This is a genomic window from Streptomyces sp. NPDC051322 (assembly GCF_040689485.1).
Lineage (GTDB): Bacteria > Actinomycetota > Actinomycetes > Streptomycetales > Streptomycetaceae > Streptomyces.
This window is the reverse complement of sequence record NZ_JBFBAK010000013.1, coordinates 99793-122963: the sequence shown is the minus strand read 5'-3', so window position 1 is coordinate 122963 and position 23171 is coordinate 99793. Positions and strand designations below refer to the sequence as shown.

23 protein-coding genes are annotated in these 23171 nt (G+C 70.8%); 11 read left to right on the top strand and 12 right to left on the bottom strand.

Features of this window, described 5'->3' with window-relative positions:
• Positions 1–721: 721 nt before the first annotated feature.
• Complete coding sequence (gene trpS / locus AB0436_RS26975; RefSeq protein ID WP_366470532.1) at positions 722–1717, top strand: tryptophan--tRNA ligase; 996 nt, start codon at positions 722–724, stop codon at positions 1715–1717.
• Positions 1718–1721: 4 nt separating this feature from the next.
• On the opposite strand, the gene proC is transcribed toward trpS, so the two are convergent.
• From proC to AB0436_RS26955, 4 genes are all read right to left on the bottom strand, one after another.
• Entirely contained in the window at positions 1722–2531 is an 810-nt protein-coding gene (gene proC / locus AB0436_RS26970; protein WP_366470531.1) for a pyrroline-5-carboxylate reductase, read from the bottom strand.
• 307 nt (positions 2532–2838) lie between these two features.
• Positions 2839–3576 carry an ABC transporter permease gene (locus AB0436_RS26965; protein WP_366470530.1) on the bottom strand — a complete coding sequence of 246 codons (738 nt, stop codon included), beginning with the start codon at positions 3574–3576 and terminating at the stop codon, positions 2839–2841.
• On the bottom strand, positions 3573–4319 hold the full coding sequence (locus tag AB0436_RS26960) for an ABC transporter ATP-binding protein (protein ID WP_366470529.1): 747 nt from the start codon (positions 4317–4319) through the stop codon (positions 3573–3575). The genes AB0436_RS26965 and AB0436_RS26960 overlap by 4 nt, the downstream gene beginning before the upstream one ends.
• A gap of 45 nt (positions 4320–4364) precedes the next feature.
• Positions 4365–5138 (bottom strand): class I SAM-dependent methyltransferase, encoded by a 774-nt coding sequence (locus AB0436_RS26955; protein WP_366470528.1) that lies wholly within the window; start codon positions 5136–5138, stop codon positions 4365–4367.
• Positions 5139–5229: 91 nt separating this feature from the next.
• Here AB0436_RS26955 and AB0436_RS26950 point away from each other — a divergent pair, with 91 nt between their 5' ends.
• A complete protein-coding gene (locus AB0436_RS26950; RefSeq protein WP_366470527.1) occupies positions 5230–5691 on the top strand; it encodes a hypothetical protein in 462 nt (153 codons plus the stop codon).
• A 27-nt stretch (positions 5692–5718) separates the two neighbouring features.
• On the opposite strand, the gene AB0436_RS26945 is transcribed toward AB0436_RS26950, so the two are convergent.
• From AB0436_RS26945 to AB0436_RS26920, 6 genes are all read right to left on the bottom strand, one after another.
• Positions 5719–6477 carry a class I SAM-dependent methyltransferase gene (locus tag AB0436_RS26945; protein WP_366470526.1) on the bottom strand — a complete coding sequence of 253 codons (759 nt, stop codon included), beginning with the start codon at positions 6475–6477 and terminating at the stop codon, positions 5719–5721.
• Between the two features lie 100 nt (positions 6478–6577).
• A complete protein-coding gene (locus AB0436_RS26940) occupies positions 6578–7084 on the bottom strand; it encodes a hypothetical protein (RefSeq protein ID WP_366470525.1) in 507 nt (168 codons plus the stop codon).
• A 46-nt stretch (positions 7085–7130) separates the two neighbouring features.
• Positions 7131–8981, bottom strand: a complete 1851-nt coding sequence (gene ilvD, locus AB0436_RS26935; protein WP_366470524.1) for a dihydroxy-acid dehydratase — start codon at positions 8979–8981, stop codon at positions 7131–7133.
• A gap of 197 nt (positions 8982–9178) precedes the next feature.
• Positions 9179–9805 (bottom strand): TetR family transcriptional regulator, encoded by a 627-nt coding sequence (locus AB0436_RS26930; RefSeq protein WP_366470523.1) that lies wholly within the window; start codon positions 9803–9805, stop codon positions 9179–9181.
• Positions 9802–10620 (bottom strand): sugar phosphate isomerase/epimerase, encoded by an 819-nt coding sequence (locus tag AB0436_RS26925; protein WP_366470522.1) that lies wholly within the window; start codon positions 10618–10620, stop codon positions 9802–9804. Before AB0436_RS26925 ends, AB0436_RS26930 begins: the two co-directional genes overlap by 4 nt.
• Positions 10621–10643: 23 nt before the next feature.
• Positions 10644–11576, bottom strand: a complete 933-nt coding sequence (locus AB0436_RS26920) for a Ppx/GppA phosphatase family protein (protein WP_366470521.1) — start codon at positions 11574–11576, stop codon at positions 10644–10646.
• A gap of 77 nt (positions 11577–11653) precedes the next feature.
• Here AB0436_RS26920 and AB0436_RS26915 point away from each other — a divergent pair, with 77 nt between their 5' ends.
• The gene (locus AB0436_RS26915; protein ID WP_366470520.1) at positions 11654–12454 is read left to right on the top strand and encodes a hypothetical protein; all 801 of its coding nucleotides are present in this window, start codon (positions 11654–11656) and stop codon (positions 12452–12454) included.
• Positions 12455–12482: 28 nt separating this feature from the next.
• Here the strand turns inward: AB0436_RS26915 and AB0436_RS26910 are convergent, their stop codons facing one another.
• On the bottom strand, positions 12483–14264 hold the full coding sequence (locus AB0436_RS26910) for a hypothetical protein (protein WP_366470519.1): 1782 nt from the start codon (positions 14262–14264) through the stop codon (positions 12483–12485).
• A 171-nt stretch (positions 14265–14435) separates the two neighbouring features.
• Between AB0436_RS26910 and radA the strand changes: the two genes are divergently transcribed.
• Both radA and disA read left to right on the top strand, forming a co-directional pair.
• Positions 14436–15836, top strand: coding sequence for a DNA repair protein RadA (radA, locus tag AB0436_RS26905; protein WP_366470518.1), 1401 nt, complete (start codon positions 14436–14438; stop codon positions 15834–15836).
• A gap of 58 nt (positions 15837–15894) precedes the next feature.
• A complete protein-coding gene (disA, locus tag AB0436_RS26900) occupies positions 15895–17019 on the top strand; it encodes a DNA integrity scanning diadenylate cyclase DisA (protein WP_366470517.1) in 1125 nt (374 codons plus the stop codon).
• A gap of 104 nt (positions 17020–17123) precedes the next feature.
• Here the strand turns inward: disA and AB0436_RS26895 are convergent, their stop codons facing one another.
• Positions 17124–17969 carry a hypothetical protein gene (locus AB0436_RS26895; protein ID WP_366470542.1) on the bottom strand — a complete coding sequence of 282 codons (846 nt, stop codon included), beginning with the start codon at positions 17967–17969 and terminating at the stop codon, positions 17124–17126.
• A 174-nt stretch (positions 17970–18143) separates the two neighbouring features.
• On the opposite strand from AB0436_RS26895, the gene AB0436_RS26890 reads away from it, so the two are divergent.
• The 6 genes from AB0436_RS26890 (at position 18144) to cseC (ending at position 23151) form a co-directional block, all read left to right on the top strand.
• Entirely contained in the window at positions 18144–18752 is a 609-nt protein-coding gene (locus AB0436_RS26890; protein WP_366470516.1) for a phosphatase PAP2 family protein, read from the top strand.
• A 16-nt stretch (positions 18753–18768) separates the two neighbouring features.
• Positions 18769–19683, top strand: a complete 915-nt coding sequence (locus tag AB0436_RS26885) for an A/G-specific adenine glycosylase (protein ID WP_366470515.1) — start codon at positions 18769–18771, stop codon at positions 19681–19683.
• Positions 19684–19872: 189 nt separating this feature from the next.
• On the top strand, positions 19873–20427 hold the full coding sequence (locus AB0436_RS26880; RefSeq protein ID WP_366470514.1) for a SigE family RNA polymerase sigma factor: 555 nt from the start codon (positions 19873–19875) through the stop codon (positions 20425–20427).
• Positions 20415–21128 carry a hypothetical protein gene (locus tag AB0436_RS26875; protein WP_366470513.1) on the top strand — a complete coding sequence of 238 codons (714 nt, stop codon included), beginning with the start codon at positions 20415–20417 and terminating at the stop codon, positions 21126–21128. The genes AB0436_RS26880 and AB0436_RS26875 overlap by 13 nt, the downstream gene beginning before the upstream one ends.
• 26 nt (positions 21129–21154) lie before the next feature.
• Positions 21155–21850: a two-component system response regulator CseB gene (gene cseB, locus AB0436_RS26870; RefSeq protein ID WP_366470512.1), complete on the top strand. Its 696-nt coding sequence runs from the start codon at positions 21155–21157 to the stop codon at positions 21848–21850.
• Complete coding sequence (gene cseC / locus AB0436_RS26865) at positions 21847–23151, top strand: two-component system sensor histidine kinase CseC (protein ID WP_366470511.1); 1305 nt, start codon at positions 21847–21849, stop codon at positions 23149–23151. The genes cseB and cseC overlap by 4 nt, the downstream gene beginning before the upstream one ends.
• Positions 23152–23171 lie beyond the last annotated feature (20 nt).

Below are 23171 nucleotides of genomic sequence, written 5' to 3'. Positions count from 1 at the left end.
CGTCTCTTGCGAGACGGGGTATCAACATATCTGGCGTTGACTTTTGGCACGCTGTTGAGTTCTCAAGGAACGGACGCTTCCTTTGTACTCACCCGAGAACGTTCTCTGGGGTTTTCCTCCGGGCTTCCCTTCGGTCTTGCGTTTCCGACTCTATCAGACTCTTTCGTGTCCGATTCCCGGCCGGCGGGATTCGCTTTCCAGTTCCACGCTTTCGCGTTTCCCTTTCCGGCGATTCCGACTCTATCAGAACCTTTCGGTGCCGACTCCCAGTCAGAGGGGCTGTCCTCCCGGCCCGTGAGCCGTTCCGACGAGTGAGACTTTAGCGGAATCCTTGCCCCCGAGCTAATCGGGGCCACGTCCCTTCGAACGCGGATTCCTCATTTCGCAAAATGCGCATAGGAATGACACGACATGCCGTCGCTCGTTCGAATGGTTGTTGCGGAATGACTGTCCGGGGACCGGCCTGGACCGGAGCTCACGTCGGACAGCTCGGAGGACATTACTCATCCGCGTGGCTCGTGTCAACCCTCCCCTCACGACCCCGGGAGCGGTACGGTAAGGGCGTGACTACTACGCATGCGTGTATCTCTGAGTGGCGGGCCGCCTGACGGCGGCCTGCATGCACGTATGCGCTCAACGGCCGCCGCTTCGGCGGCCGTTCGCGTTTCCTCTCCGGGAGCCGGCCGTCGGTGGCGGTGGCTCCGATCAGGGAGACGGAGAGATGACGACCATCTTCAGCGGGGTCAAGCCGACCGGGCATCTGACGCTCGGGAACTACCTGGGCGCCGTCCGGCGGTGGGCCGAAGAGGACCAGCACCGGGCCGATGCGCTGTTCTGTGTGGTGGATCTGCACGCGCTGACCATGCAACACGATCCGGCGCGGGTCCGCAGACTCAGTAGGCAGGCGGCGACGCTGCTGCTGGCGGCCGGGCTGGATCCCGAGCAGTGCACCGTATTCGTGCAGAGCCATGTCGACGAACACGCCCGGCTGTCCTATCTGCTGGAGTGCACAGCCACCGACGGCGAGATGCGGCGCATGATCCAGTACAAGGAGAAGAGCGCACAGGCCAAGGAGGCCGGGGACAGTGTGCGGCTGTCCCTGCTGACGTATCCGGCGCTGATGGCGGCGGACATCCTGGCCTATGGGACCGACGAGGTACCGGTGGGCGAGGACCAGACCCAGCACGTGGAGCTGGCCCGGGACCTGGCGGTGCGGTTCAACCAACGGTATGGGCACACCTTCGTGGTGCCGAAGGCCACCGCCCCGACGGTGGCCGCGCGGGTGATGGACCTCCAGGACCCCACATCCAAGATGGGGAAGTCGCACGCGGAGGGGGCCGGCATCATCTACCTGCTCGACGAGCCTGATGCGGTGCGGAAGAAGGTCATGCGTGCGGTGACCGACAGCGGCCGCGACGTGGTGTACGACAGGGCAGCGAGTCCGGGCGTGGCCAATCTGCTTGAGGTGCTCGGTTCGTGTACGGGGCAGCCGCCCGGAAAGCTCGCCGAGGGGTACGACTCGTACGGGGCACTGAAGAAGGACACCGCCGAGGCGGTGGTGGAGCTGTTGCATCCGTTGCAGGAACGCCATGCCGCGCTGGTCGCCGACCCCGGGTACCTGACGACGGTGCTCAGGGGCGGTGCCGCGCGGGCCCGCGAGATGGCCCGGCCGACGGTCGATGCCGCGTACCGGGCCATTGGGCTGCTGGAGCCGTAACCGCTCAGTTGTTGCCGGAGGCCAGCTCGCGGCTGCGGTCGCGGGCTGCCTCCAGGGCCGCGATGAGCGCGGCTCGTACGCCGTGGTTCTCCAGCTCGCGGATCGCGTTGATCGTGGTGCCGGCCGGGCTGGTGACCGCTTCCCGGAGTTTCACCGGGTGCTCTCCGCTGTCCCTGAGCATCACGGCGGCGCCGATGGCGGCCTGGACGATCAGGTCGTGGGCCTGGGCCCGGGGAATGCCGAGCAGGATGCCGGCGTCGGTCATCGCCTCGACCAGGTAGTAGAAGTACGCCGGGCCCGAGCCGGAGAGCGCGGTGGCGGCGTCCTGCTGGCTCTCGGGGACCCGGAGGGTCTTGCCGACGCCGCCGAAGATCTCGTCGGCGTGCGCGAGGTGTGCCTCGGTGGCGTGGCTGCCGGGCGAGATGACGGACATGGCCTCGTCCACCAGGGCCGGGGTGTTGGTCATGACCCGGACGACCGGGGTACCGGCCGCGAGTCGCCCCTCGAAGTACGCGGTGGGGATGCCTGCGGCGCCGCTGATGATCAAGCGGTCGGCGGGTACGTGCGGGGCGAGTTCGTCGAGGAGTTTGCCCATGTCCTGCGGTTTGACCGTGAGGATGAGGATGTCGGCCCGCTTGGCCGCTTCGGCGTTGGTGACGGCTTCCACGCCGTAGCGGGCGCGGAGCTCTTCCGCTCGCGCGGGGCGGCGGGCTGTGACGAGGAGGTGGGCGGGGGGCCAGCCTGCGCGGAGCATTCCGCTGAGGAGGGCTTCGCCGATTTTGCCTGTGCCTAGGACTGCGACTGTCTGGGCCATGGCTCTCGTTCACCTCGCCGGTGGGGGTTGGTCGGTGCGGGATCATCCTTGCACTGGGTGGGGTGGGAGCGCGGATGGTGTCCGAGGGGTGGGCCGCTGCGCGGGGCTTTTTCCCCTGCCCGCGCCCCTTCCCGAACCGGGGCTCTGCCCCGGGCTCCTCAAACGCCGGAGGGGCTGGATAGAGCCGGTGCAGGGATGGATCGTGCGGGCGGGCATGGGATGTTGCCGGCGTAGGGGCGGATGGTGCCGGCGCGAGTCCGCAGAGTGCGGCGCAGGCGGCCTGGGCGCCATGGTGGGGCGGGCTGGGTCATGGGGTGCGGCGGCGGAGGGTGGCTGCTCCCAGGGTGAGGACGAGTAGGGCCACGCCGCCGACGATCAGCGCGTCGCGGAGGAACGTTGTGGTCGCGTTCGCGTGGCGTAGGACCTCGTTCATCGCGTCGACCGCGTAGGACATCGGCAGCACGTCGGAGATGGCCTCCAGGACGGGCTGCATGTGGGCGCGGGGGGTGAGAAGGCCGCAGAGCAGCAGCTGGGGGAAGATCACGGCGGGCATGAACTGGACCGCCTGGAATTCCGACGCGGCGAAAGCGGAGACGAACAGGCCGAGGGCGGTGCCCAGCAGGGCGTCGAGGAGGGCGACCAGGAGGAGGAGCCAGGGGGAGCCGGTGACGTCCAGGTCGAGGAGCCAGACCGATAGGGCAGTGGCCACGGCGGACTGGACGATGGCCAGCAGGCCGAAGGCCAGGGCGTAGCCCGCGATGATGTCGGCCTTGCCGATGGGGAGGGCGAGCAGGCGTTCCAGTGTGCCGGATGTGCGTTCCCGCAAGGTGGCGATCGAGGTCACCAGGAACATGGTGATCAGCGGGAAGATGCCGAGCAGGGACGCGCCGATCGAGTCGAACGTCCGGGGCGAGGCGTCGAAGACGTAACGCAGCAGGCCGATCATGACGGCGGGGATCAGGAGGAGCAGCGCGATCGTGCGGGGGTCGTGGCGGAGTTGCCGCAGGACCCGGGCGGTGGTGGCGAGGGTGCGGGTGAGCGTCATCGGACTGTCTCCTCGACGGACCGGTCCGCGTCGACCAGGTGGAGGAAGGCGTCCTCGACCGTCGGGGCGCCGGTGCGGGTACGCAGTTCGCCGGGGGTGCCTTCGGCCAGGATTTCGCCCTCGCGCATCAGGAGCAGGCGGTGGCAGCGTTCCGCCTCGTCCATGACGTGGGAGGAGACCAGGATCGTGGTGCCCGCACCGGCGAGGGTGTGGAACAGCGCCCAGAGGTCCCGGCGGAGCACCGGGTCCAGGCCGACCGTCGGCTCGTCGAGTACGAGGAGTTCGGGGGCGCCGAGCAGGGCGACGGCCAGTGAGACCCGGCTGCGCTGGCCGCCGGAGAGGTTGCCCGCCGGAGCGTCGGCGTGGGCGGTGAGGTCGACGTCGCGGATCGCGCGGCCGACCTTGTCGCGGGCGCCGAGGATCGCCGCGAAGTAGTCCAGATTCTGCCGGACGGTGAGGTCGTCGTAGACGGACGGGGCCTGGGTGACGTACCCGATGCGGCGGCGCAGCGGGGCGTCGCCGGCCGGGTGGCCGAGGACGGTCAGCCGGCCGGTGACCTTCGCCTGGGTGCCGACGACCGCGCGCATCAGCGTGGACTTCCCACAGCCGGACGGTCCGAGCAGGCCGGTGATCCGGCCCCGGGGGACGGTGAAGCGGAGACCGCGCAGGACGGTGCGTGCCCCCCGGACGACGGTGAGGTCGTGGGCGTCGATGGCGACCCTTCCGGGCTCCATATTCATCATGTGATGAATATGGAGCCCGGGGCGCCGGACCGTCAAGAGGGCTCGTCAAGAGGGCTTGAGCGCGATGCTCAGGTCGACCGTGTAGTCCTCGTCGACCGACCCGGCGGGGAAGAGGCCGGTCAGGACGGCGCGCTCGGCCCTCATGAACTCGGTGGTGGTCCGCTCGCCGGCCACCAGGAACATCGAATGGCTCGCGAGATTGGCGAGGTGGACGTCGATCGGGATACGGCGGCTCCAGCGCACGCTGCGGCAGATCAGGTCCAAGCCGCCCGACATCTCGCGGGACCGGTCGGAGCTGCCGTGGGCGGCGGACCTGCCGGTCGTGGCGCGGGAGGTGTCGAAGAAGCGGTGGATACGGGCGTCCTGGTCGGCGATCCACGCCACCTCGTGGTCCGGAATGTTCCACCAGAGGGCGAGCGCGCCACCGGGGCGCAGCACACGCATCGCTTCGGGGGCCGAGCGGGCCGGGTCGGTCCAGTGCCAGGCCTGGGCGTACGTGATGAGGTCTGCCGAAGCGTCGGCGAGGGGGAGGTGGTTGCCGTCGCCGCGCACCACCGGCACGTCGGGGAGGCCGCGCCGGAACTGTTCGGCCATGCCGTCGCCCGGCTCGACGGCGACCACCCGGGCGCCGCGCTCATGCAGGAGGGTCGTCGCTATGCCGGTGCCCGCGCCGACGTCGGCGACCCGGGCGCCGGCCAGCGGGCGGCCGGCGACGTCCTCGATCTCGTCGAGCAAGGTCTGTGGGTAGGAGGGGCGGTTGGCGGCGTAGGCGGCCGCTGCCGCGTTGAAGGAGTGCGCACGTGCGGAGCTGGTCGTCATACCGGCCATCCTTGCCGGTATCCAGGTATTCAGGGGCGCGTCAGGGACATCCCCGATGGTGTGCGGGCCGGGGCGGGCGGACCGTGGAGCCATGACGCAGAACAGTGAGATGTCCAAGTCCGAGCAGCGAAGCCTCGCTCTGGCCTCTGCGACGCTCGGCCCGTGGCGGGCGGCGGCGGCCGTCGGCGCCCTGGGCGGTGCGGTGTCGCTCGGTGTCTCGACGATCGCCGAGGGCCTGGGGATGCAGACGGTGACCAGCGCGCTCTCGGTCTCGCTGACGTTGTTCTTCCTCGTCGGCGGCGCGGGGGCCGCGCTGGCGGGGCGTCGCGGGGTGCAGGGCGATCGTCGGATCCGGCGGTGGGCGGCGGCGCATCCGTGGCGCGTCGCCGTGGTGCCCGGGGTGTTGATGGCCGTGTCGGACGTCGTGGTCCGGCAGGTGCTGAGCCCCGAGGGTTTCTTCTCCAGCATCGCCGACGGGCTGTGGCGCGGGATCGTGGTGGGCGGCGTGGTCGGACTGGTGGGCCGGTACGGGGGCGCGCGGGGGCGCGGTTAGGCCCTCTCGGGCTGGATCCTTTCGGATCTAGCGTGCGGGTTTGCGGACCGCGGTGAGGTTGATGACGTACTGCTCCCGCACCACTCCGTCCGGGAAGATGCGCAGGAGTTCCGCGCGTTCCTCCGCGAGGACCGGGGCCGCCTTTTCCCGGTCGGTGACGGCGAGTTGGGAGCGGGTGGTCAAGTGGGCGAGGTGGGCGTCGATGGTGACCTCGCGGGACCACTGCAGGCGGCGGAAGGCCGGGGTGAGGCCGTCGTACAGGGTTTTGATGATCACCGGCGCCTTGGGTGCCGCGTCGTACTGGTAGTAGTCCGGGAGACGCTCGCGCAGGCGGGTCTCCTGTTCCGCCGCCCAGGCTGCCGCGGGGTCCAGGGCGTTCCACCAGAGAGCGAGCACGCCCCGGGGCTTGAGGACGCGCAGCGCCTCGGGGATCGAGCGGGTCGGTTCCGTCCAGTGCCAGGCCTGGGCGTAGGTGACGAAGTCGGCGCAGCCGGACGCGACGGGCAGGGCGTCTCCGTCGCCCTGGACGAGGCGGATGTCCGGGTGGGCGGTGCGCAGTTGTGCGGCCATGGCGGGGCCCGGTTCGACGGCCAGCACGTCGGCGCCGCGGTCCCGCATCAGGCCGGTGGCGAATCCGGTGCCCGCGCCGACATCGATGACGTGGGCTCCCTCGAACGCGCGGTCGGCCATCACCTCCACCGCGTCGAAGAGCGTGGGCGGATAGCCGGGGCGGGTGGCCGCGTACTGGGCGGCGGCCGAGTCGGAGGACCGTGCGAGTTCCGTCATGTCAGACATCCTCCCGGCGGAGAGCCGCAGGGACCAGGGGCCCCGGACTGATTCTTTGCCTGCGCCTTACTTTCGCTGCCTCGCTGCCTCGCTGCTTCCGCTACTTCCGCTTCGACTTCGGCCTTCTGCGGGCCGCCGGGTTCCCGGCTCGGGCGCCGCGGCGCTTCTCGTACTGGGTGACGGCCGTCTCGTACTCGCTGCGGAGCAGTCGCTCCCCGGGGGCCTCGGTGAGAGAACGGAAGAAGTACGCGAGGAGCGAGCCGATGAAGCCGATCGCCTTGAGGCTGCGCAGTGATTCCTCGCGGGCCGGGTCTGCCGGGCGGCGGCGGAAGCCGTCCCAGGTGCGGACGAAGGCCACGGCGCTGCAGATGCCGAAGACGGCGACGAAGAGCACCGAGACGAAACTGCCGACGTCGGCGATCTGGACGCCCTGGTAGGCGAACCGCATCAGCAGGCACGCGGCGACGGTCACGACGAGCGCCCCGCAGGCGACGCCGACCCGCCGCAGCCCGTACCCGTTGTCATGGCCGACCCAGGTCGTACCGAAGAAACGGAGGGTCTCGGGCTGCGGCCCGCCGGGGGTGGGGCTCTCGCTGTTCTCGCTCACAGCGTCGATTATCCCCCGCCCGGCGGCAAGGCTTCCGGCCGAGCGCTCAGCCGAGCTTGGAAACGTCCCGGACGGCGCCGCGGTCGGCGCTGGTCGCCATCGCCGCGTACGCCTTCAGTGCCTGGGAGACCTTGCGCTCGCGGTCGGCCGGGGCGTACACGCCGCCCAGCGCGGCACGCCGGGTGGCCAGGTCCTCGTCGGAGACCAGCAGGTCGATGGTGCGGTTGGGGATGTCGATGCGGATGCGGTCGCCGTCCTCGACCAGCGCGATGGTGCCGCCGGACGCCGCCTCCGGCGAGGCGTGGCCGATGGAGAGGCCCGAAGTGCCGCCGGAGAAGCGGCCGTCGGTGACCAGTGCGCAGGCCTTGCCGAGGCCACGGCCCTTGAGGAAGGACGTCGGGTAGAGCATTTCCTGCATGCCGGGGCCGCCCTTGGGGCCCTCGTAGCGGATGACGACGACGTCGCCTTCCTTGATCTCCTTGCGGAGGATCTTGTCGACGGCTTCCTCCTGCGACTCGCAGACCACGGCCGGGCCCTCGAAGGTCCAGATCGACTCGTCGACCCCTGCGGTCTTCACCACGCAGCCGTCCACCGCGAGGTTGCCCTTGAGGACGGCCAGGCCGCCGTCCTTGGAGTACGCGTGCTCGGCGTCCCGGATGCAGCCGCCGGTCGCGTCCAGGTCCAGGGTGTCCCAGCGCTCGGACTGCGAGAAGGCCTCGGCGGAGCGGACGCAGCCGGGGGCCGCGTGCCACAGCTCGACGGCCTCGGGTGACGGGGAGCCACCGCGCACGTCCCAGGTCTTCAGCCAGTCGGCGAGGGTCGGCGCGTGCACGGAGTGCACGTCCTCGTTGAGCATCCCGCCGCGGTACAGCTCGCCGAGGATGGCGGGGATACCACCGGCCCGGTGCACGTCCTCCATGTAGTACGTGCCGCCCGGGGCGACGTTCGGGGCGACCTTGGACAGGCACGGGACACGGCGCGAGACCGCGTTGATGTCGTCCAGGTCGTAGTCGAGCTCGGCCTCCTGCGCGGCGGCGAGCAGGTGCAGGATCGTGTTGGTCGAGCCGCCCATCGCGATGTCGAGCGCCATGGCGTTGTCGAACGCGGCGCGCGTGCCGATGGCTCGGGGCAGTACGGTCTCGTCGCCCTGCTCGTAGTAGCGCTTGGTGATGTCGACGACCGTGCGCCCGGCGTTCTCGTACAGCGCCCTGCGGGCGGTGTGGGTGGCGAGGGTCGAGCCGTTGCCCGGGAGGGAGAGGCCGAGGACCTCGGTCAGGCAGTTCATCGAGTTGGCGGTGAACATGCCGGAACAGCTGCCACAGGTGGGGCAGGCGTTCTCCTCGATGCGGAGGATGTCCTCGTCCGAGACGCTCTCGTTGACCGCGTCGCTGATCGCGTTGATCAGGTCGAGCTTGCGGACCGTGCCGTCGACGAGGGTGGCCTTGCCGGCCTCCATCGGGCCGCCGGAGACGAAGACGGTCGGGATGTTGAGGCGCATCGCGGCCATCAGCATGCCCGGGGTGATCTTGTCGCAGTTGGAGATGCAGATCAGCGCGTCCGCGCAGTGCGCCTCGACCATGTACTCGACGCTGTCCGCGATGAGGTCGCGGGAGGGGAGGCTGTAGAGCATCCCGCCGTGGCCCATCGCGATGCCGTCGTCCACGGCGATGGTGTTGAACTCGCGGGGCACGGCGCCCGCGGCTTTGATCGCCTCGGAGACGATCCGGCCGACCGGCTGGAGGTGGGTGTGCCCGGGCACGAACTCGGTGAACGAGTTGGCCACCGCGATGATGGGCTTGCCGATGTCCGCGCTTGCTACGCCCGACGCCCGCATAAGGGCGCGGGCGCCCGCCATGTTGCGGCCGTGGGTGACTGTGCGGGACCTCAGCTCGGGCATCGTCGCTCGCTCCTTAGGCAGAATGGACTGTCATCGAGGGTACGCCTGCGCTCCACGATCCGGACGAGGGTGTCCGGATGGCGGGATCGGGTGGCCGCGCAGCGGCCACCACCGGCCGTGCACGGGGCTCCGCCCCGGACCCCGTTCGTCCTCAATCGCCGGACGGGCTTGCTTTTTCCCCCGCCAGCGGCCGAACCTCACGCCGGTTCCGTCAGGTAGCGCTGCAACGTGGGCGCCACCATCGCCACGATCTCCTCCACCTCCGCCGTGGCCAACGGCTCCATCTCGAGCACATACCTCAGCATCGCGATCCCGATCATGTGCGAAGCCGCCAGCTCCGCCCGGAGCCGCGGGTTCGGGACATCCAGGTCCGCCGCGACGCGTTCCAGCACCCGCTGCAGCACGAAGCCACGCAGCACCTTGGCCGCCGCATCGTGCGTCAGCGCCGAGCGGACGATCGCAAGCAGCGGGGATCGGGACTCCGGGTTCTCCCAGACGCCGAGGAAGTAGCGGGCCAGGCGTTCGCCGATGCCGTCGGGGCCGGGGCCGAGCAGGGCGGGGACCAGCTGGGCGGGCTCCATGGTCACGTCGATGGCGGCCTCGAACACCTCGTCCTTGGTGCCGAAGTAGTGATGCACGAGTGCCGCGTCCACCCCGGCGGCCTTGGCGATACCGCGGACGGAGGTCTTGTCGTAGCCGCGTTCCGAGAACTCCGTACGGGCCGACTCCAGGATGCGTTCGCGTGCCCCGGGGCCCTCGGCGGCCGGGTCGCGGGGCGGGCGGCCTCTGCGACGGCGGGGCGGGGCCGGGGCGGGGTCGGTCATGGGCGGTGGACCCGGGTGGCGAGGTGGAGGCGGGCGAAGGCGAGCGCCTCCGCGAGGTCGGCTTCGCGTTCGGCGGCGGACATCGCGCGGCGGGTGTTGACCTCGATGACGACATGGCCGTCGAAGCCGCCGGCCGCGAGCCCCTCGAGCAGTTCGGCGCAGGGCTGGGTGCCGCGGCCGGGCACCAGGTGTTCGTCCTTGCCGGAGCCGCGGCCGTCGGCGAGGTGGACATGGGCCAGCCGGGATCCCATCCGGTCGATCATCGCCAGCGCGTCGGTGCGGGCGGTCGCGGTGTGCGAGAGGTCGACCGTGAAGTGGCGGTAGTCGTCGTCGGTGACGTCCCAGCTGGGGGCGTACGCCAGCATCTCGCGGTCGCGGTAGCGCCAGGGGTACATATTCTCGACCGCGAAACGCACGTCGGTCTCTTCGGCCATCCGCCAGATCCCGTGCACGAAGTCACCGGCGTAGTTCCGTTGCCAACGGAAGGGCGGGTGCACGACCACCGTGGAGGCGCCGAGTTTCTCCGCGGCGGCGCGGGCCCGCTGGAGTTTGACCCACGGGTCGGTCGACCACACCCGCTGGGTGATCAGCAGACAGGGGGCGTGCACCGCGAGGATCGGCACCTGGTGGTAATCGGACAGTCCGCGCAGGGCTTCGATGTCCTGGCTGACGGGATCCGTCCACACCATCACCTCGACCCCGTCATAGCCGAGGCGCGCGGCGATCTCGAAGGCCGTCGCCGTCGACTCCGGGTACACGGACGCCGTGGACAGTGCGACCTTCGCATCCGGGATGCGCACCACTGGTTCTGCCACGGGAGACAGCGTACGGGGCACGGCTACCGGGCAGGGAGATGGTCGAGGCGGCGCAGGATGACGCCCTCGCGCAGTGCCCAGGGGCAGACTTCCAGCTCCTCGACGCCGAAGAGATCCATCGCACCCTCCGCGACCAGCGCTCCTGCCAGCAGTTGCGGTGCGCGTTCCTCGGAGACCCCGGGCAGTCCGGCCCGCTCGGCCGCCGTCATCGCACCGAGCTTCGGGACCCACTCCTCCAGTGACCTACGACTCAGTCCGCGGGGCACATACGGGCCTTCGCCGGAGCGTGCCGCGCCCGCGATCCTGCAGAGCTGCTTGAAGGTCTTCGAGGTGGCCACCACGTGATCGGGTTTGCCGAACCGGGTGAACTCCCCGACGGTACGGGCGATCTCCGCGCGGACATGGCGGCGCAGCGCCCTGATGTCCTGCGGATCGGGCGGGTCGCCGGGCAGCCAGGCGTTGGTGAGCCGGCCCGCGCCGAGCGGCAGCGACACCGCGGCGTCCGGCTGCTCGTCGATGCCGTACGCGATTTCCAGTGAGCCGCCGCCGATGTCGAGCAGCAGGACCCTTCCCGCCGACCAGCCGAACCAGCGGCGGGCCGCCAGGAAGGTCAGCCGGGCCTCGTCCTCGCCGGAGAGCACCTGGAGGTCGACGCCGGTCTCGTCGCGGACCCGGGTCAGCACCTGGTCGGCATTGCTGGCCTCGCGCACGGCGGAGGTCGCGAAGGGCAGGACGTTCTCGGCGCCCTTGTCCTCGGCGGCCTGCAGTGCTTCGTTGATGGTGGCGACCAGCCGGTCGATGCCCTCGGCGCCGATCGCGCCCTGATCGTCGAGCAGTTCGGCGAGGCGCAGTGCGGCCTTGTGCGAGTGGGCGGGCAGCGGGCGGGCGCCGGGGTGGGCGTCGACCACCAGCAGGTGCACCGTGTTCGAACCCACGTCGAGGACTCCGAGTCTCATACGCGGAACGCTACTGCGAATGGGCGCGTGGGTGGTCGTCCGGCCGATCCGGGGGTCCACGCCCGTACGCTGGAGCTGTGCCAAAGACGAAAAAGGCGAAGCCGGGCAAACCCGCGAAGCAGCCGAAGCCGCAGAGCGACGAGCAGGCTCTGGACTTCGCCCGTGCCTGGGTCGAGTTCCCGGACCCGGCCGACGACGAACAGATCTTCCGCTGCGACCTGACCTGGCTCACCTCCCGGTGGAGCTGCATCTTCGGCAGCGGCTGCCAGGGGATCCAGGCGGGGCGAGCCGACGACGGCTGCTGCACGCTGGGGGCGCACTTCTCCGACGAGGACGACGAGCAGCGGGTGGCCGGTCAGGTGGCGCGTCTCACGCCGGACCTCTGGCAGTTCCACGATGTCGGCACGGACTCGGGCTGGGTGCAGGTCGACGAGGACGACGAGCGGCAGACCCGGCGCTGGGACGGTTCGTGCATCTTCCAGAACCGACCCGGGTTCGCCGGTGGCGCCGGGTGCGCGCTGCACATCCTGGCCCTCAAGGAGGGCAAGGAACCGCTGGAGACCAAGCCCGATGTCTGCTGGCAGCTGCCGGTGCGCCGGACGTACGACTGGATCGAGCGGCCGGACGACTCGCGGGTGCTGCAGATCTCGATCGGCGAGTACGACCGGCGTGGCTGGGGCCCCGGCGGACACGACTTGCACTGGTGGTGCACCTCGGCGACGTCCGCGCACGGGGCCGGGGAGCCGGTCTATGTGTCGTACCGGCCGGAGTTGACCGAGCTGATGGGCAAGGCGGCCTACGACCGTCTGGTCGAGCTGTGCGAGGCGCGGCTCGCCTCGCTGCTGCCGATGGCTCCGCATCCGGCGGATCCGGCCTGACCGTACGACCCGGTGCACGTCGTGGCAGTCATCCGGTGGGCAAGGGGGTCGTCTCCGAGGAGGGCGGCGATGTCGGCTGATCCGACGGCGGTGTCGGCGGGGGCGTGGGGTCCGACGGGGGCGGTGTCGTCGGGTCGCTCGGGGTCGGGTCACCCGGCGTCGGGTCACCGGGGGGCGATGTCGGGCCGTTGGTCGGCGGCTGATCCGTCGGCGTCGGAGGGTGGTGGTGGCCGTGGCCCCCGTGGCCGCCCTTTCTGTCGTGGTGGCCGTATCCCTGCAGCGAGACGACGGCGCCCGCGGGGTTGATGCCGATCCGGGCCGACCAGGCGCCCTCCGGTTCGTTGCGGTGGTCGACATAGACGTGGAGGGTCACCGACCGGCCGGGCTGCAGGGTTCCGGTCGTACTGCTGAGGTGCACCCAGGGGGCGGTCCGCCAGGCGGACCAGGTGACCGGCCGGTCTCCCCCCGACGTCAGGGTGATCGTGGTCCGCCCGCCGGACGAACGGGCTTCGACGGTGAGCGAACCCGCGGCGATCGGTTCGCCCGCGGGTGACTTCTTCGCGCCGGTGCTCGGGCTGATGACCTCGACGGACACGTCGGGTGACGAACTGCTGCCGCCGGTGAAGGGCGTGCGGTCGGTGCGGGCGTTGCCCGCGTTCTCGTAGTGGTCGTACGCGCCGGTGTGCCCGCTGCCCGGTCCTTCGGCCTCGTTGGTGGTGACCGAGCCGCCGTGTCCCTCGCCGGTGGCGGGGGCGTGACGGTAGGCGGCCCAGAGGGCAAGCACCGGCGCCGCGACGACCGTGGCCACCACCGTCGTCGTCACCGCCCGGGCCCGCAGCCGGTCGCGGCGCGCGGCGCGGTCCTTGGGGTCCAGCGGAAAGCCGTCGCGGCCGAAGCGGGGGGCGCTGCCGCGCGGGGCGTGCAGCATCGCGGTGTACGTGGCGGATCGTTCCGCCGCGACCAGCGGCAGCGCCGCGGGGGTGGCGGGGGTGACGTGGGATCCCGGCCAGGGAGCTGCCGCGCCGGCGCGTTCGGCGACCTTGCGGCAGCGCGGGCAGTCGTCGACATGCCGGACCAGTTCACGGCGGAGCGCGCTGGAGAGCAGCATCCGGCGGTCACCGGTGAGGCGGGCGGCGCCGGGGCAGTTCCCGGTCTCCACTACGGCGAGCGCGGCCCTGGTCCGCTCCACCTCGCAGGCTGCCGCGGCCAGCAGGGTGCGGGCCGCCGCGAGCTCCATGCCGAGCACCGCGGCGACTTCACGCGGGCTGAGCTGATGCCGTACCGCCAGCTCCAGCGCTTCGCGCTGCTCGGGGGTGGTGCCTGCGGCCTCCGGCCAGGCCAGGGTGGCGAGGTCCCGGCGCTGTCGCTCGGTGGCCGCGCCGGGTGGGGGCTGGGCGGGCGAGCCGGGCTGGGGTGAGGAGCCGGGCTGGGCCGGGGCGGGTTCTGCGGGGGCGGGTTTTGCGGGGGCGCGGCCGGTGTGGGCGCCCGGGCGCAGCCGCTTCTGCTCGGCGAGCTTGCGCAGACAGGCCCAGCGGGCGAGTGCGTACAGCCAGGCCCGGCGTCCCGATGCGTCGGAGGGACAACGGCTGAACTGCCGCTCGGAGACAGCCAGCACATTGCCGAGGACCGCGGTCGCCGCCTCGTGGTCGCAGAGGACCGAAAGACAGTAGGTGAACAGTCCGTCCAGATATGCCTCATACCGGGCCGGTGGCCGCTGCTCCGCCGGACGGGACAGGTGCCGCTGTGCCCGGTGCGCGCCGGTGGTGTGCGTGGGGGTGTGCGTGGGGTTCTCCAGCCTGCTGCTCGTCACCTGGCGACGGTAGGCCGGGAGCAGCCACCTCCTAGCACGTCTCCAAGGCATTTAATCCTTACGGGTGAACGTATCCCTCGAAAGGGGACAGGAATCCGAAATTCCGCGGATGGCGCAGCAGATGCCGCAGCAGTCGGCCGGGCTGTCGGACCCGGCCGTTACGGTGGCGTCATGGCCACCCGTGCGAAGACCGTCAAAGACCGGCCGTCCTACCGCTGCACCGAGTGCGGCTGGACGACCGCCAAGTGGCTGGGCCGCTGCCCCGAGTGCCAGACCTGGGGCACCGTCGAGGAGTTCGGTGGTGCACCCGCGGTGCGGACGACCGCGGCAGGCCGGGTCAGCGCCGCGGCCCTGCCCATCGGCCAGGTCGACAGCCGGACGGCGACCGCCCGCCCGACCGGCGTCGACGAGCTGGACCGGGTGCTCGGCGGTGGTCTGGTGCCCGGCGCGGTGGTGCTGCTGGCCGGCGAGCCCGGGGTCGGCAAGTCGACCCTGCTGCTCGATGTCGCGGCCAAGGCCGCGGGCGATAGCCACCGCACCCTCTATGTGACGGCCGAGGAGTCCGCCAGCCAGGTCAGACTCCGCGCCGACCGGATCCACGCGATCAACGACCATCTGTTCCTGGCCGCCGAGACCGACCTCTCCGCGGTGCTCGGCCACCTCGACGCCGTCAAGCCCTCCCTGCTGGTCCTGGACTCCGTACAGACCGTCGCGTCGCCCGAACTCGACGGTGCGCCGGGTGGCATGGCGCAGGTGCGCGAGGTGGCCGGTGCGCTGATCCGGGCCTCCAAGGAGCGCGGGATGTCCACCCTGCTGGTCGGCCATGTGACCAAGGACGGGGCCATCGCGGGCCCCCGGCTGCTGGAACACCTGGTGGATGTCGTGCTGTCCTTCGAGGGCGACCGGCACGCCCGGCTGAGACTCGTCCGCGGCGTCAAGAACCGGTACGGCGCGACCGACGAGGTCGGCTGCTTCGAGCTGCACGACGAGGGCATCACCGGCCTCGCCGACCCGAGCGGACTGTTCCTGACCCGCCGTGACGAACCGGTTCCGGGCACCTGCCTCACGGTCACCCTGGAGGGCAAGCGCCCGCTGGTCGCCGAGGTCCAGGCGCTCACCGTCGACTCGCAGATCCCCTCCCCCCGGCGCACCACATCCGGTCTGGAGACCTCGCGGGTCTCGATGATGCTCGCCGTGCTGGAACAGCGCGGCCGGATCAGCGCGCTCGGCAAGCGCGACATCTACACCGCGACCGTGGGCGGGGTGAAGCTCACCGAACCGGCCGCCGACCTGGCCGTCGCGCTGGCACTGGCGTCCGCGGCGAGCGATGTGCCGCTGCCGAAGAATCTGGTCGCGATCGGCGAAGTGGGGCTGGCCGGCGAGGTCCGGCGGGTCACCGGAGTGCAGCGCAGACTGGCCGAGGCGCACCGGCTGGGCTTCACGCATGCCCTCGTCCCGACCGATCCGGGGAAGGTCCCGGCCGGTATGAACGTCATCGAGGTCGGCGACATGGGAGACGCGCTACGGGTCCTTCCGCGCCGGTCGAGGACCCAGGCACCTCGGGAGGAGTAACGGCGCCGGTAGACTTTTGCCCTGGTCTCGCCTGTCCGTACCAAGCCCGAGGAGTGCAGTGGCAGCCAATGACCGAGCGGCACCCGGGAAGTCCGGCGGGAGCTCCTCCGGAAATGAAGCGCTGATGCGCGCCACGCTGAGCGCCGTCGCGCCCGGCACGGCGCTGCGCGACGGCCTCGAGCGCGTCCTGCGGGGCAACACCGGCGGGCTGATCGTGCTCGGCATGGACAAGACCGTCGAGTCGATGTGCACCGGCGGTTTCGTGATGGATGTGGAGTTCGCCGCCACCCGCCTGCGGGAGCTGTGCAAGCTCGACGGCGCACTCATCCTGGACAAGGACATCGGCAAGATCCTGCGGGCCGGAGTCCAGCTGGTCCCCGATGCGTCCATCCCCACGGAGGAGACGGGCACCCGGCACCGCACCGCGGACCGGGTCTCCAAGCAGTGCGGTTTCCCGGTGGTCTCCGTCTCGCAGTCGATGCATCTGATCGCGCTCTATGTCGACGGGGAGCGCCGGGTCCTCGAGGAGTCGGCGGCGATCCTGTCCCGTGCGAACCAGGCCCTCGCCACCCTGGAGCGCTACAAGCTCCGCCTCGACGAGGTGGCCGGCACGCTCTCCGCGCTCGAGATCGAGGACCTGGTGACGGTCCGCGATGTCACCGCGGTGGCGCAGCGCCTGGAAATGGTGCGGCGGATCGCCACGGAGATCGCCGAGTACGTGGTGGAGCTGGGAACCGACGGTCGTCTTCTCTCCCTCCAGCTCGACGAGTTGATCGCCGGGGTCGAGCCCGAGCGGGAGCTGGTGGTCCGTGACTACGTACCGGAACCGACGGCGAAGCGGTCACGCACGGTTGCCGAGGCGCTGGTCGACCTCAACACGCTGAGCCACACCGAACTTCTCGAACTGCCAGTGGTGGCCCGGGCGTTGGGTTACAGCGGCTCTCCCGAGACTCTTGATTCGGCGGTGTCGCCGCGGGGGTACCGGCTGCTGGCGAAGGTGCCGCGACTGCCCGGGGCGATCATCGAGCGGCTCGTCGAGCACTTCGGGGGGCTGCAGAAGTTGCTCGCTGCGAGCGTGGATGATCTGCAGACGGTGGATGGGGTGGGGGAGGCCAGGGCCCGGAGCGTGCGGGAGGGGCTTTCGCGGTTGGCGGAGTCATCGATTCTGGAACGGTACGTCTAGGGGCTGGGGGTTCGCGTACCTGCCGGGGCTCCGCCTCGGGCCCCTCGGTTCGGGAAGGGGCGGGGGGGAGGGGAAAAGGCCCGCCGCAGGCGCTACCGCAGGCGTCAGTCCTTGGCCAGGACGATGGACGTCTGCTTCACGGGCAGACCCGGCACCTTGACCTCCACCAGATACGTCCCGGCCCCCGCCGCCTTCGTGGCGGCCCCGCACGTGGGCGATGACGTCCTCCGGTCCCACACCACCGGATGCGTGACGGACGTGTTCGCCGGGATCTGGAAGAGCTGGGCCGACCCGTCCTTGGGGCAGTCCTTCGATGACCAGACCGCCTTGTCGCTGTCGGCGGAGGTGATGGTCACCACGGTCCCCTTCGGGCCGAAGTCCACCTTGCAGCCGGTCGCAGCGGTGTTCTTGACGATCAGGTCGAACTTGGGCTTCTCGCCCGGCGCGTAACTGTTCTTGGTGTTGCGCAGGGTCAACTGGAGGGACCCGGCGGTGCAGTCGGGAAGAGCGGACCCGGCACTGACCCGCTGCCCGGCATCCGCGCCCGTGCCCCCGGCGCCCGAACCGGCGGTGCCACCGGCCGCGTTGCCCGCGGTGGACGTACCACCGGTGTCCGTACCGGTGTCGCTGCCCGAGCCGTCCCCGGTGCCGTCCGATCCGCCGGCACCGTCCGAACCGCCGGAGTCAGCGGATCCGCCCGAGCCGCCGGACGCGCTCGATGTGTCGCGGCCGCCGGGGGCCTGGCTGATCGCGGGGCCCGAGCCGGAGGGACCCGGAGTGATCGACGACGCGGGGCCGGAGCCCTTGGATCCGGAACTGCCGTGTTTTCCGCCACCACCCGAGGTGACGATCCACACCACCAGCAGGGCGAGCAGCGCAACCAGGCTCGCCGCTACTGCCCTCCGACGCCAGTAGATGGAGGAGGGAAGCGGCCCGACCGGATTGCGCATAGATCCCACGGCGCAAACTGTACGAGAGATCAGAGCCAACTCAGGCCCCACCCGCCGCCGTCCGTACAACTTTTACGGATCATCATTCCGGAACGGGGCTCACCGTCGCGTGGCGAGCGTCATCGGTGACCGCCCGTGGCGCCTGTAGCGGGATGACTCATACTGACCGTCACCATGGACAGTTCTTCCGCGCTCTACCGAAACATCGTCGAATTCGCCCACTCCACCCCCGGCTGGCTGCAACAGCTGATGGAGCTCTGGACGGAAGTGGGGCTGCTGCTCTTCGGCGTCCTGTTCGTCGTGGTGTGGTGGCGGGCACGTACGGCCTCGTCCCAGGCAATGGCGCTGGCGCTGATCGCCCCGCTGGGGACGGCCGTCGCGTACGTCATCAGTGAAGTGCTGAAGTCGGTGATCCACGAGGAACGTCCCTGCCGGGCGGTGTCCGGCGCGATGCCGCCGCTCATCGACTGTCCGGCGCACGGCGACTGGTCGTTCCCCAGTAACCACTCGATCATCGCGGCGGCGGCCGCCGTCGGTCTGGCGATCGCGGTGATGCGGCTGGTCTGGCTCACCGTGCCGGTAGCGCTGCTGATGGCGTTCTCCCGGGTGTTCGTGGGGGTGCACTATCCGCATGACGTGCTCGTGGGCCTGATTCTGGGCGCGCTGATCGCGCTGCTGGTCATCGAGGCGCTGACCCGGCCGATGCGGGGGCTGGTGGAAAAGGTCCGGGCCGGTGACGTGCGCGTGGCGGCCTGGTTCGCCGGGCCTGGGACCGCGAGCTGAGAGTATCGGTGGTGCCATGACTTCAACGACTGAGAACTCATACATCGACTCCGCCACCGCGACCGCACTGCACTCCCCCGTCATCAGCTGGTTCGCCGACCACGCCCGCGATCTGCCCTGGCGCCGCCCGGAGGCGGGTGCCTGGGGGGTGATGGTCAGCGAGTTCATGCTGCAGCAGACCCCGGTCACCCGGGTACTCCCGGTGTACGAACAGTGGCTGGCCCGCTGGCCCCGCCCCGCCGACCTGGCCGCCGAGGCCCCCGGGGAGGCCGTCCGTGCCTGGGGCCGGCTCGGTTATCCGCGCCGTGCACTACGGCTGCACGGCGCGGCGCAGGCCATAACGGAGCGGCACGGCGGTGATGTGCCGACCGACCACGCGCAGCTGATCTCGCTGCCCGGGATCGGTGAGTACACGGCGGCCGCCGTCGCCTCCTTCGCGCACGGGCAGCGGTATGCCGTTCTGGACACCAACGTCCGGCGGGTCTTCGCCCGTACGATCAGCGGCGTCGAGTACCCGCCGAACGCCACCACCGCCGCCGAGCGCAGGCTCGCCCGTGCGCTGCTGCCCGACGACGCCGCCACGGCGGCCCGCTGGGCCGCCGCCTCGATGGAGCTGGGCGCGCTGGTCTGCACGGCGAAGAGCCCGGACTGCGCGCGCTGTCCCGTCGCCGGGCAGTGCGCCTGGCGGCTCGCCGGCAAGCCCGCCCATGCGGGGCCGGTGCGGCGCGGCCAGACCTACGCCGGCACGGACCGTCAGGTGCGCGGCAAGCTGCTCGCCGTGCTGCGGGAGGCGGTGGAGCCGGTGCCCCAGGGCGATCTCGACGCGGTGTGGCACGAGCCGGTGCAGCGGGCCAGGGCGCTGGACGGTCTGGTGGCCGACGGTCTCGTCGAGCCGTTGGCGGACGGGATGTACCGGCTTCCGCTCGGCTGACCCCCGGATCAGCGACCACCCTGTCCGATATACCCCGTTCATACGCCTCCGTCGCCGTCGTTACACAACCGATGGACAGCCGTGCATCGGCCGACGGCTGGCGCGCACAGCTCCGTGACAACGCCTCCGTAGCTTCATGGACAGACCACGGAACAGCGTGAACAACGGGGATGACGGAGGCGGTTGGGTATGGCGCACGGTGAGGTGCTCGAATTCGAGGAGTACGTACGCACCAGGCAGGACGCTCTGCTGCGCAGTGCGCGCCGGCTGGTACCCGACCCCGTCGACGCACAGGACCTGCTGCAGACCGCCCTGGCCCGCACCTACCGCCGCTGGGAGGGCATCGCCGACAAGAGCCTGGCCGACGCCTACCTTCGCCGGGTCATGATCAACACGCGTACCGAGTGGTGGCGCGCCCGCAAGCTGGAGGAGGTGCCCACCGAGCAGCTCCCCGACGCGTCCGTCGAGGACGGTACCGAGCAGCACGCCGACCGGGCGCTGCTGATGGACATCCTCAAGGTTCTCGCGCCCAAGCAGCGCAGTGTGGTCGTACTGCGACACTGGGAGCAGATGAGCACCGAGGAGACCGCCGCGGCGCTCGGGATGTCGGCCGGTACGGTGAAGAGCACGCTGCACCGGGCGCTGGCACGGCTCCGGCAGGAGCTGGAGAGCCGCGAGATCGACGCCGGGGCGTTGATCCGTGGGGAACGTGAAGAGATGGGGCGGGAGCGGTGCGCGGCCTGAAGAACAGCGCGGGCAGGGATACGAACAGCGGTCGGCGCCGCTTCGGCGGCGGCACACTGGCGGCGGGTACCACGGCGATGGCCGGGCTCGCCGCCATCGGGCTGTTCGTCGCCGGCTGCGACACCGGCGGCACGGGACCGCGGGACGAGGGCGCGGCCCGCTCACTGCCCGCCGTCGGTACGAACGTCCCCAGCCCGGACTCCGGCACCTCCCCGGTCACCGAGCCGGGCGGTCGGGTGAACGCTCCGCAACTGCTCAAGCGGGACCCGAAGGTCAGCGCGACGGTCAAGCGCGATCTGAAGCCGTGTTCCGGACACGATTACCCGGTCGACGTCTCGTACGGGCATCTCACCGGCAACGACGCCCCCGACGTCGTGGTGAACGTGATGACCTGCCAGGACGCGGTGGGCGTGGCGACGTATGTCTACCGCGAGCAGAACAACACGTACAAGAACGTCTTCACCGCCGAGGCGGCCCCGGTCTATTCCGAGATCGACCGGGGCGATCTCGTCGTCACCAAGCAGCAGTACGAGAAGGGCGACTCGGTGTCCTACGCCTCCAGTGAGGACGTGATCACGTACCACTGGTCGAACAACAAGTTCACCGAGAGCGACTCCGTGCACACCGACTTCAGCAAGGCGGTCGGGGACAGCGACGGCGCCTCGGACGTCGCCCCGACGGCCGCACCCCCGAGCAACTGAGCCCGAGCAACCGAGAGAGCAGCCGGATGGCCGAGACACATGTCCTCTTCGTCGAGGACGACGACGTGATCCGCGAGGCGACCCAGCTCGCACTGGAGCGGGACGGTTTCCGCGTCACCGCGGTGCCCGACGGGCTGTCCGGTCTGGAGGCGTTCCGTACGAACCAGCCGGACATCGCGCTGCTCGACGTGATGCTGCCGGGCCTGGACGGGGTTTCCCTGTGCCGCCGGATCCGGGACGAGTCGACCGTCCCGGTGATCATGCTCTCGGCGCGGGCCGATTCGATCGACGTCGTGCTGGGTCTGGAGGCCGGGGCCGACGACTACGTGACCAAGCCGTTCGACGGTGCGGTGCTGGTGGCCCGGATCCGTGCGGTGCTGCGCCGCTTCGGGCACGCGGGCGGCGCCTCCGCCGGCGGCGGCGAGCCGACGGAGCGCGGGATACTCGCCTTCGGCGACATCGAGGTCGACACGGAGGGCATGGAGGTGCACCGCGGCGGCGAGCACGTGGCGCTGACTCCGACGGAGATGCGGCTGCTGCTGGAGTTCTCGACGGCGCCGGGCACGGTGCTCTCCCGTGACAAGCTCCTCGAACGGGTCTGGGACTACGGCTGGGGCGGTGACACCCGGGTGGTGGACGTCCATGTGCAGCGGCTGCGCGCCAAGATCGGCCAGGACAGGATCGAAACGGTCCGCGGCTTCGGTTACAAGCTCAAGGCATGAAACGTCTCGCCCTGCGCACCGGGGTCCGCTGGAAGATCAGCATCGCGATCGCCGCGGTCGGCGCGCTGATCGCGCTCGCGCTGAGCCTGGTCGTGCACAACTCGGCGCGCGTCTCGATGCTGGACAACGCCCGGGACACCCAGGTCACGCGACTGGGCTACGCGCTCCGGTTCTTCGACGCGAAGAAGCAGCAGCCACAGTTCGGCTCCAAGATCAACGACCCGGCGCTGCCCAGGGAGCTGCGCCGCCGGGCCGCGCGGAACCGGATCTCCACCCTGGTCGTCGAGCACGGCAGTGAGGTGCCCGACGTCTGGGCGGCCGCTCCGCTGCCCAACGGCGACGTGTTGTCCCTGCACAGCCGTTACACCAGCAGCGCCTCCGTGATGGAGGACCTTGACCGGGCGCTGATCATCGGCTCGGTCTCGGTGGTGCTCGGCGGCAGCGCGCTGGGGGTGCTGATCGGCGGCCAGCTCTCACGGCGGCTGCGCAAGGCTGCGGCGGCCGCCACCAAGGTCGCCCAGGGAGAAACCGATGTCCGGGTCAGGGAGGCCATCGGGGGTGTGGTGCGCGACGAGACCGACGAGCTGGCCCGTGCGGTCGACGCGATGACCGACACCCTGCAGGAACGCGTCGAGGCCGAGCGGCGGGTCACCGCGGACATCGCGCACGAGCTGCGCACGCCGGTGACCGGCCTGCTCACGGCGGCCGAACTGCTGCCCCCCGGCCGTCCCACCGAGCTGGTACGCAACCGGGCACAGGCACTGCGGACTCTGGTCGAGGACGTACTGGAGGTGGCCCGGCTGGACAGTGCGTCGGAGCGGGCCGAGCTGCAGGAGATCGCGCTGGGCGAGTTCGTCGCCCGGCGGGTGACGATCATGGCCCCGGACGCGCAGGTGCGGGTGGTGCACGAGTCCTGGGTCAACACCGACCCGCGGCGCCTGGAGCGAATCATCGGGAATCTGCTGGGCAATGCCGCGAAGCACGGTGGCGCCCCGGTGGAGGTCACCGTCGAGGGCCGGGTGGTACGGGTACGCGACCACGGTCCCGGCTTCCCCGACGCACTGCTCCGTGAGGGCCCCAGCCGTTTCCGTACCGGCAGCAGCGACCGGGCGGGCGTCGGCCACGGCCTGGGTCTGACCATCGCCACCGGTCAGGCACGGGTTCTCGGCGCCCGGCTGACCTTCCGCAACGCGGCTCCCGAGGGGGCCAGGGAGACCGGCGGGGCCATCGCGGTCCTCTGGCTCCCGGAGCACGCCCCCACCAACACGGGCAGCTACCCGGCGCTGACCCGGCCGTCGTAGGCGGGCAGCCGGTACCCACG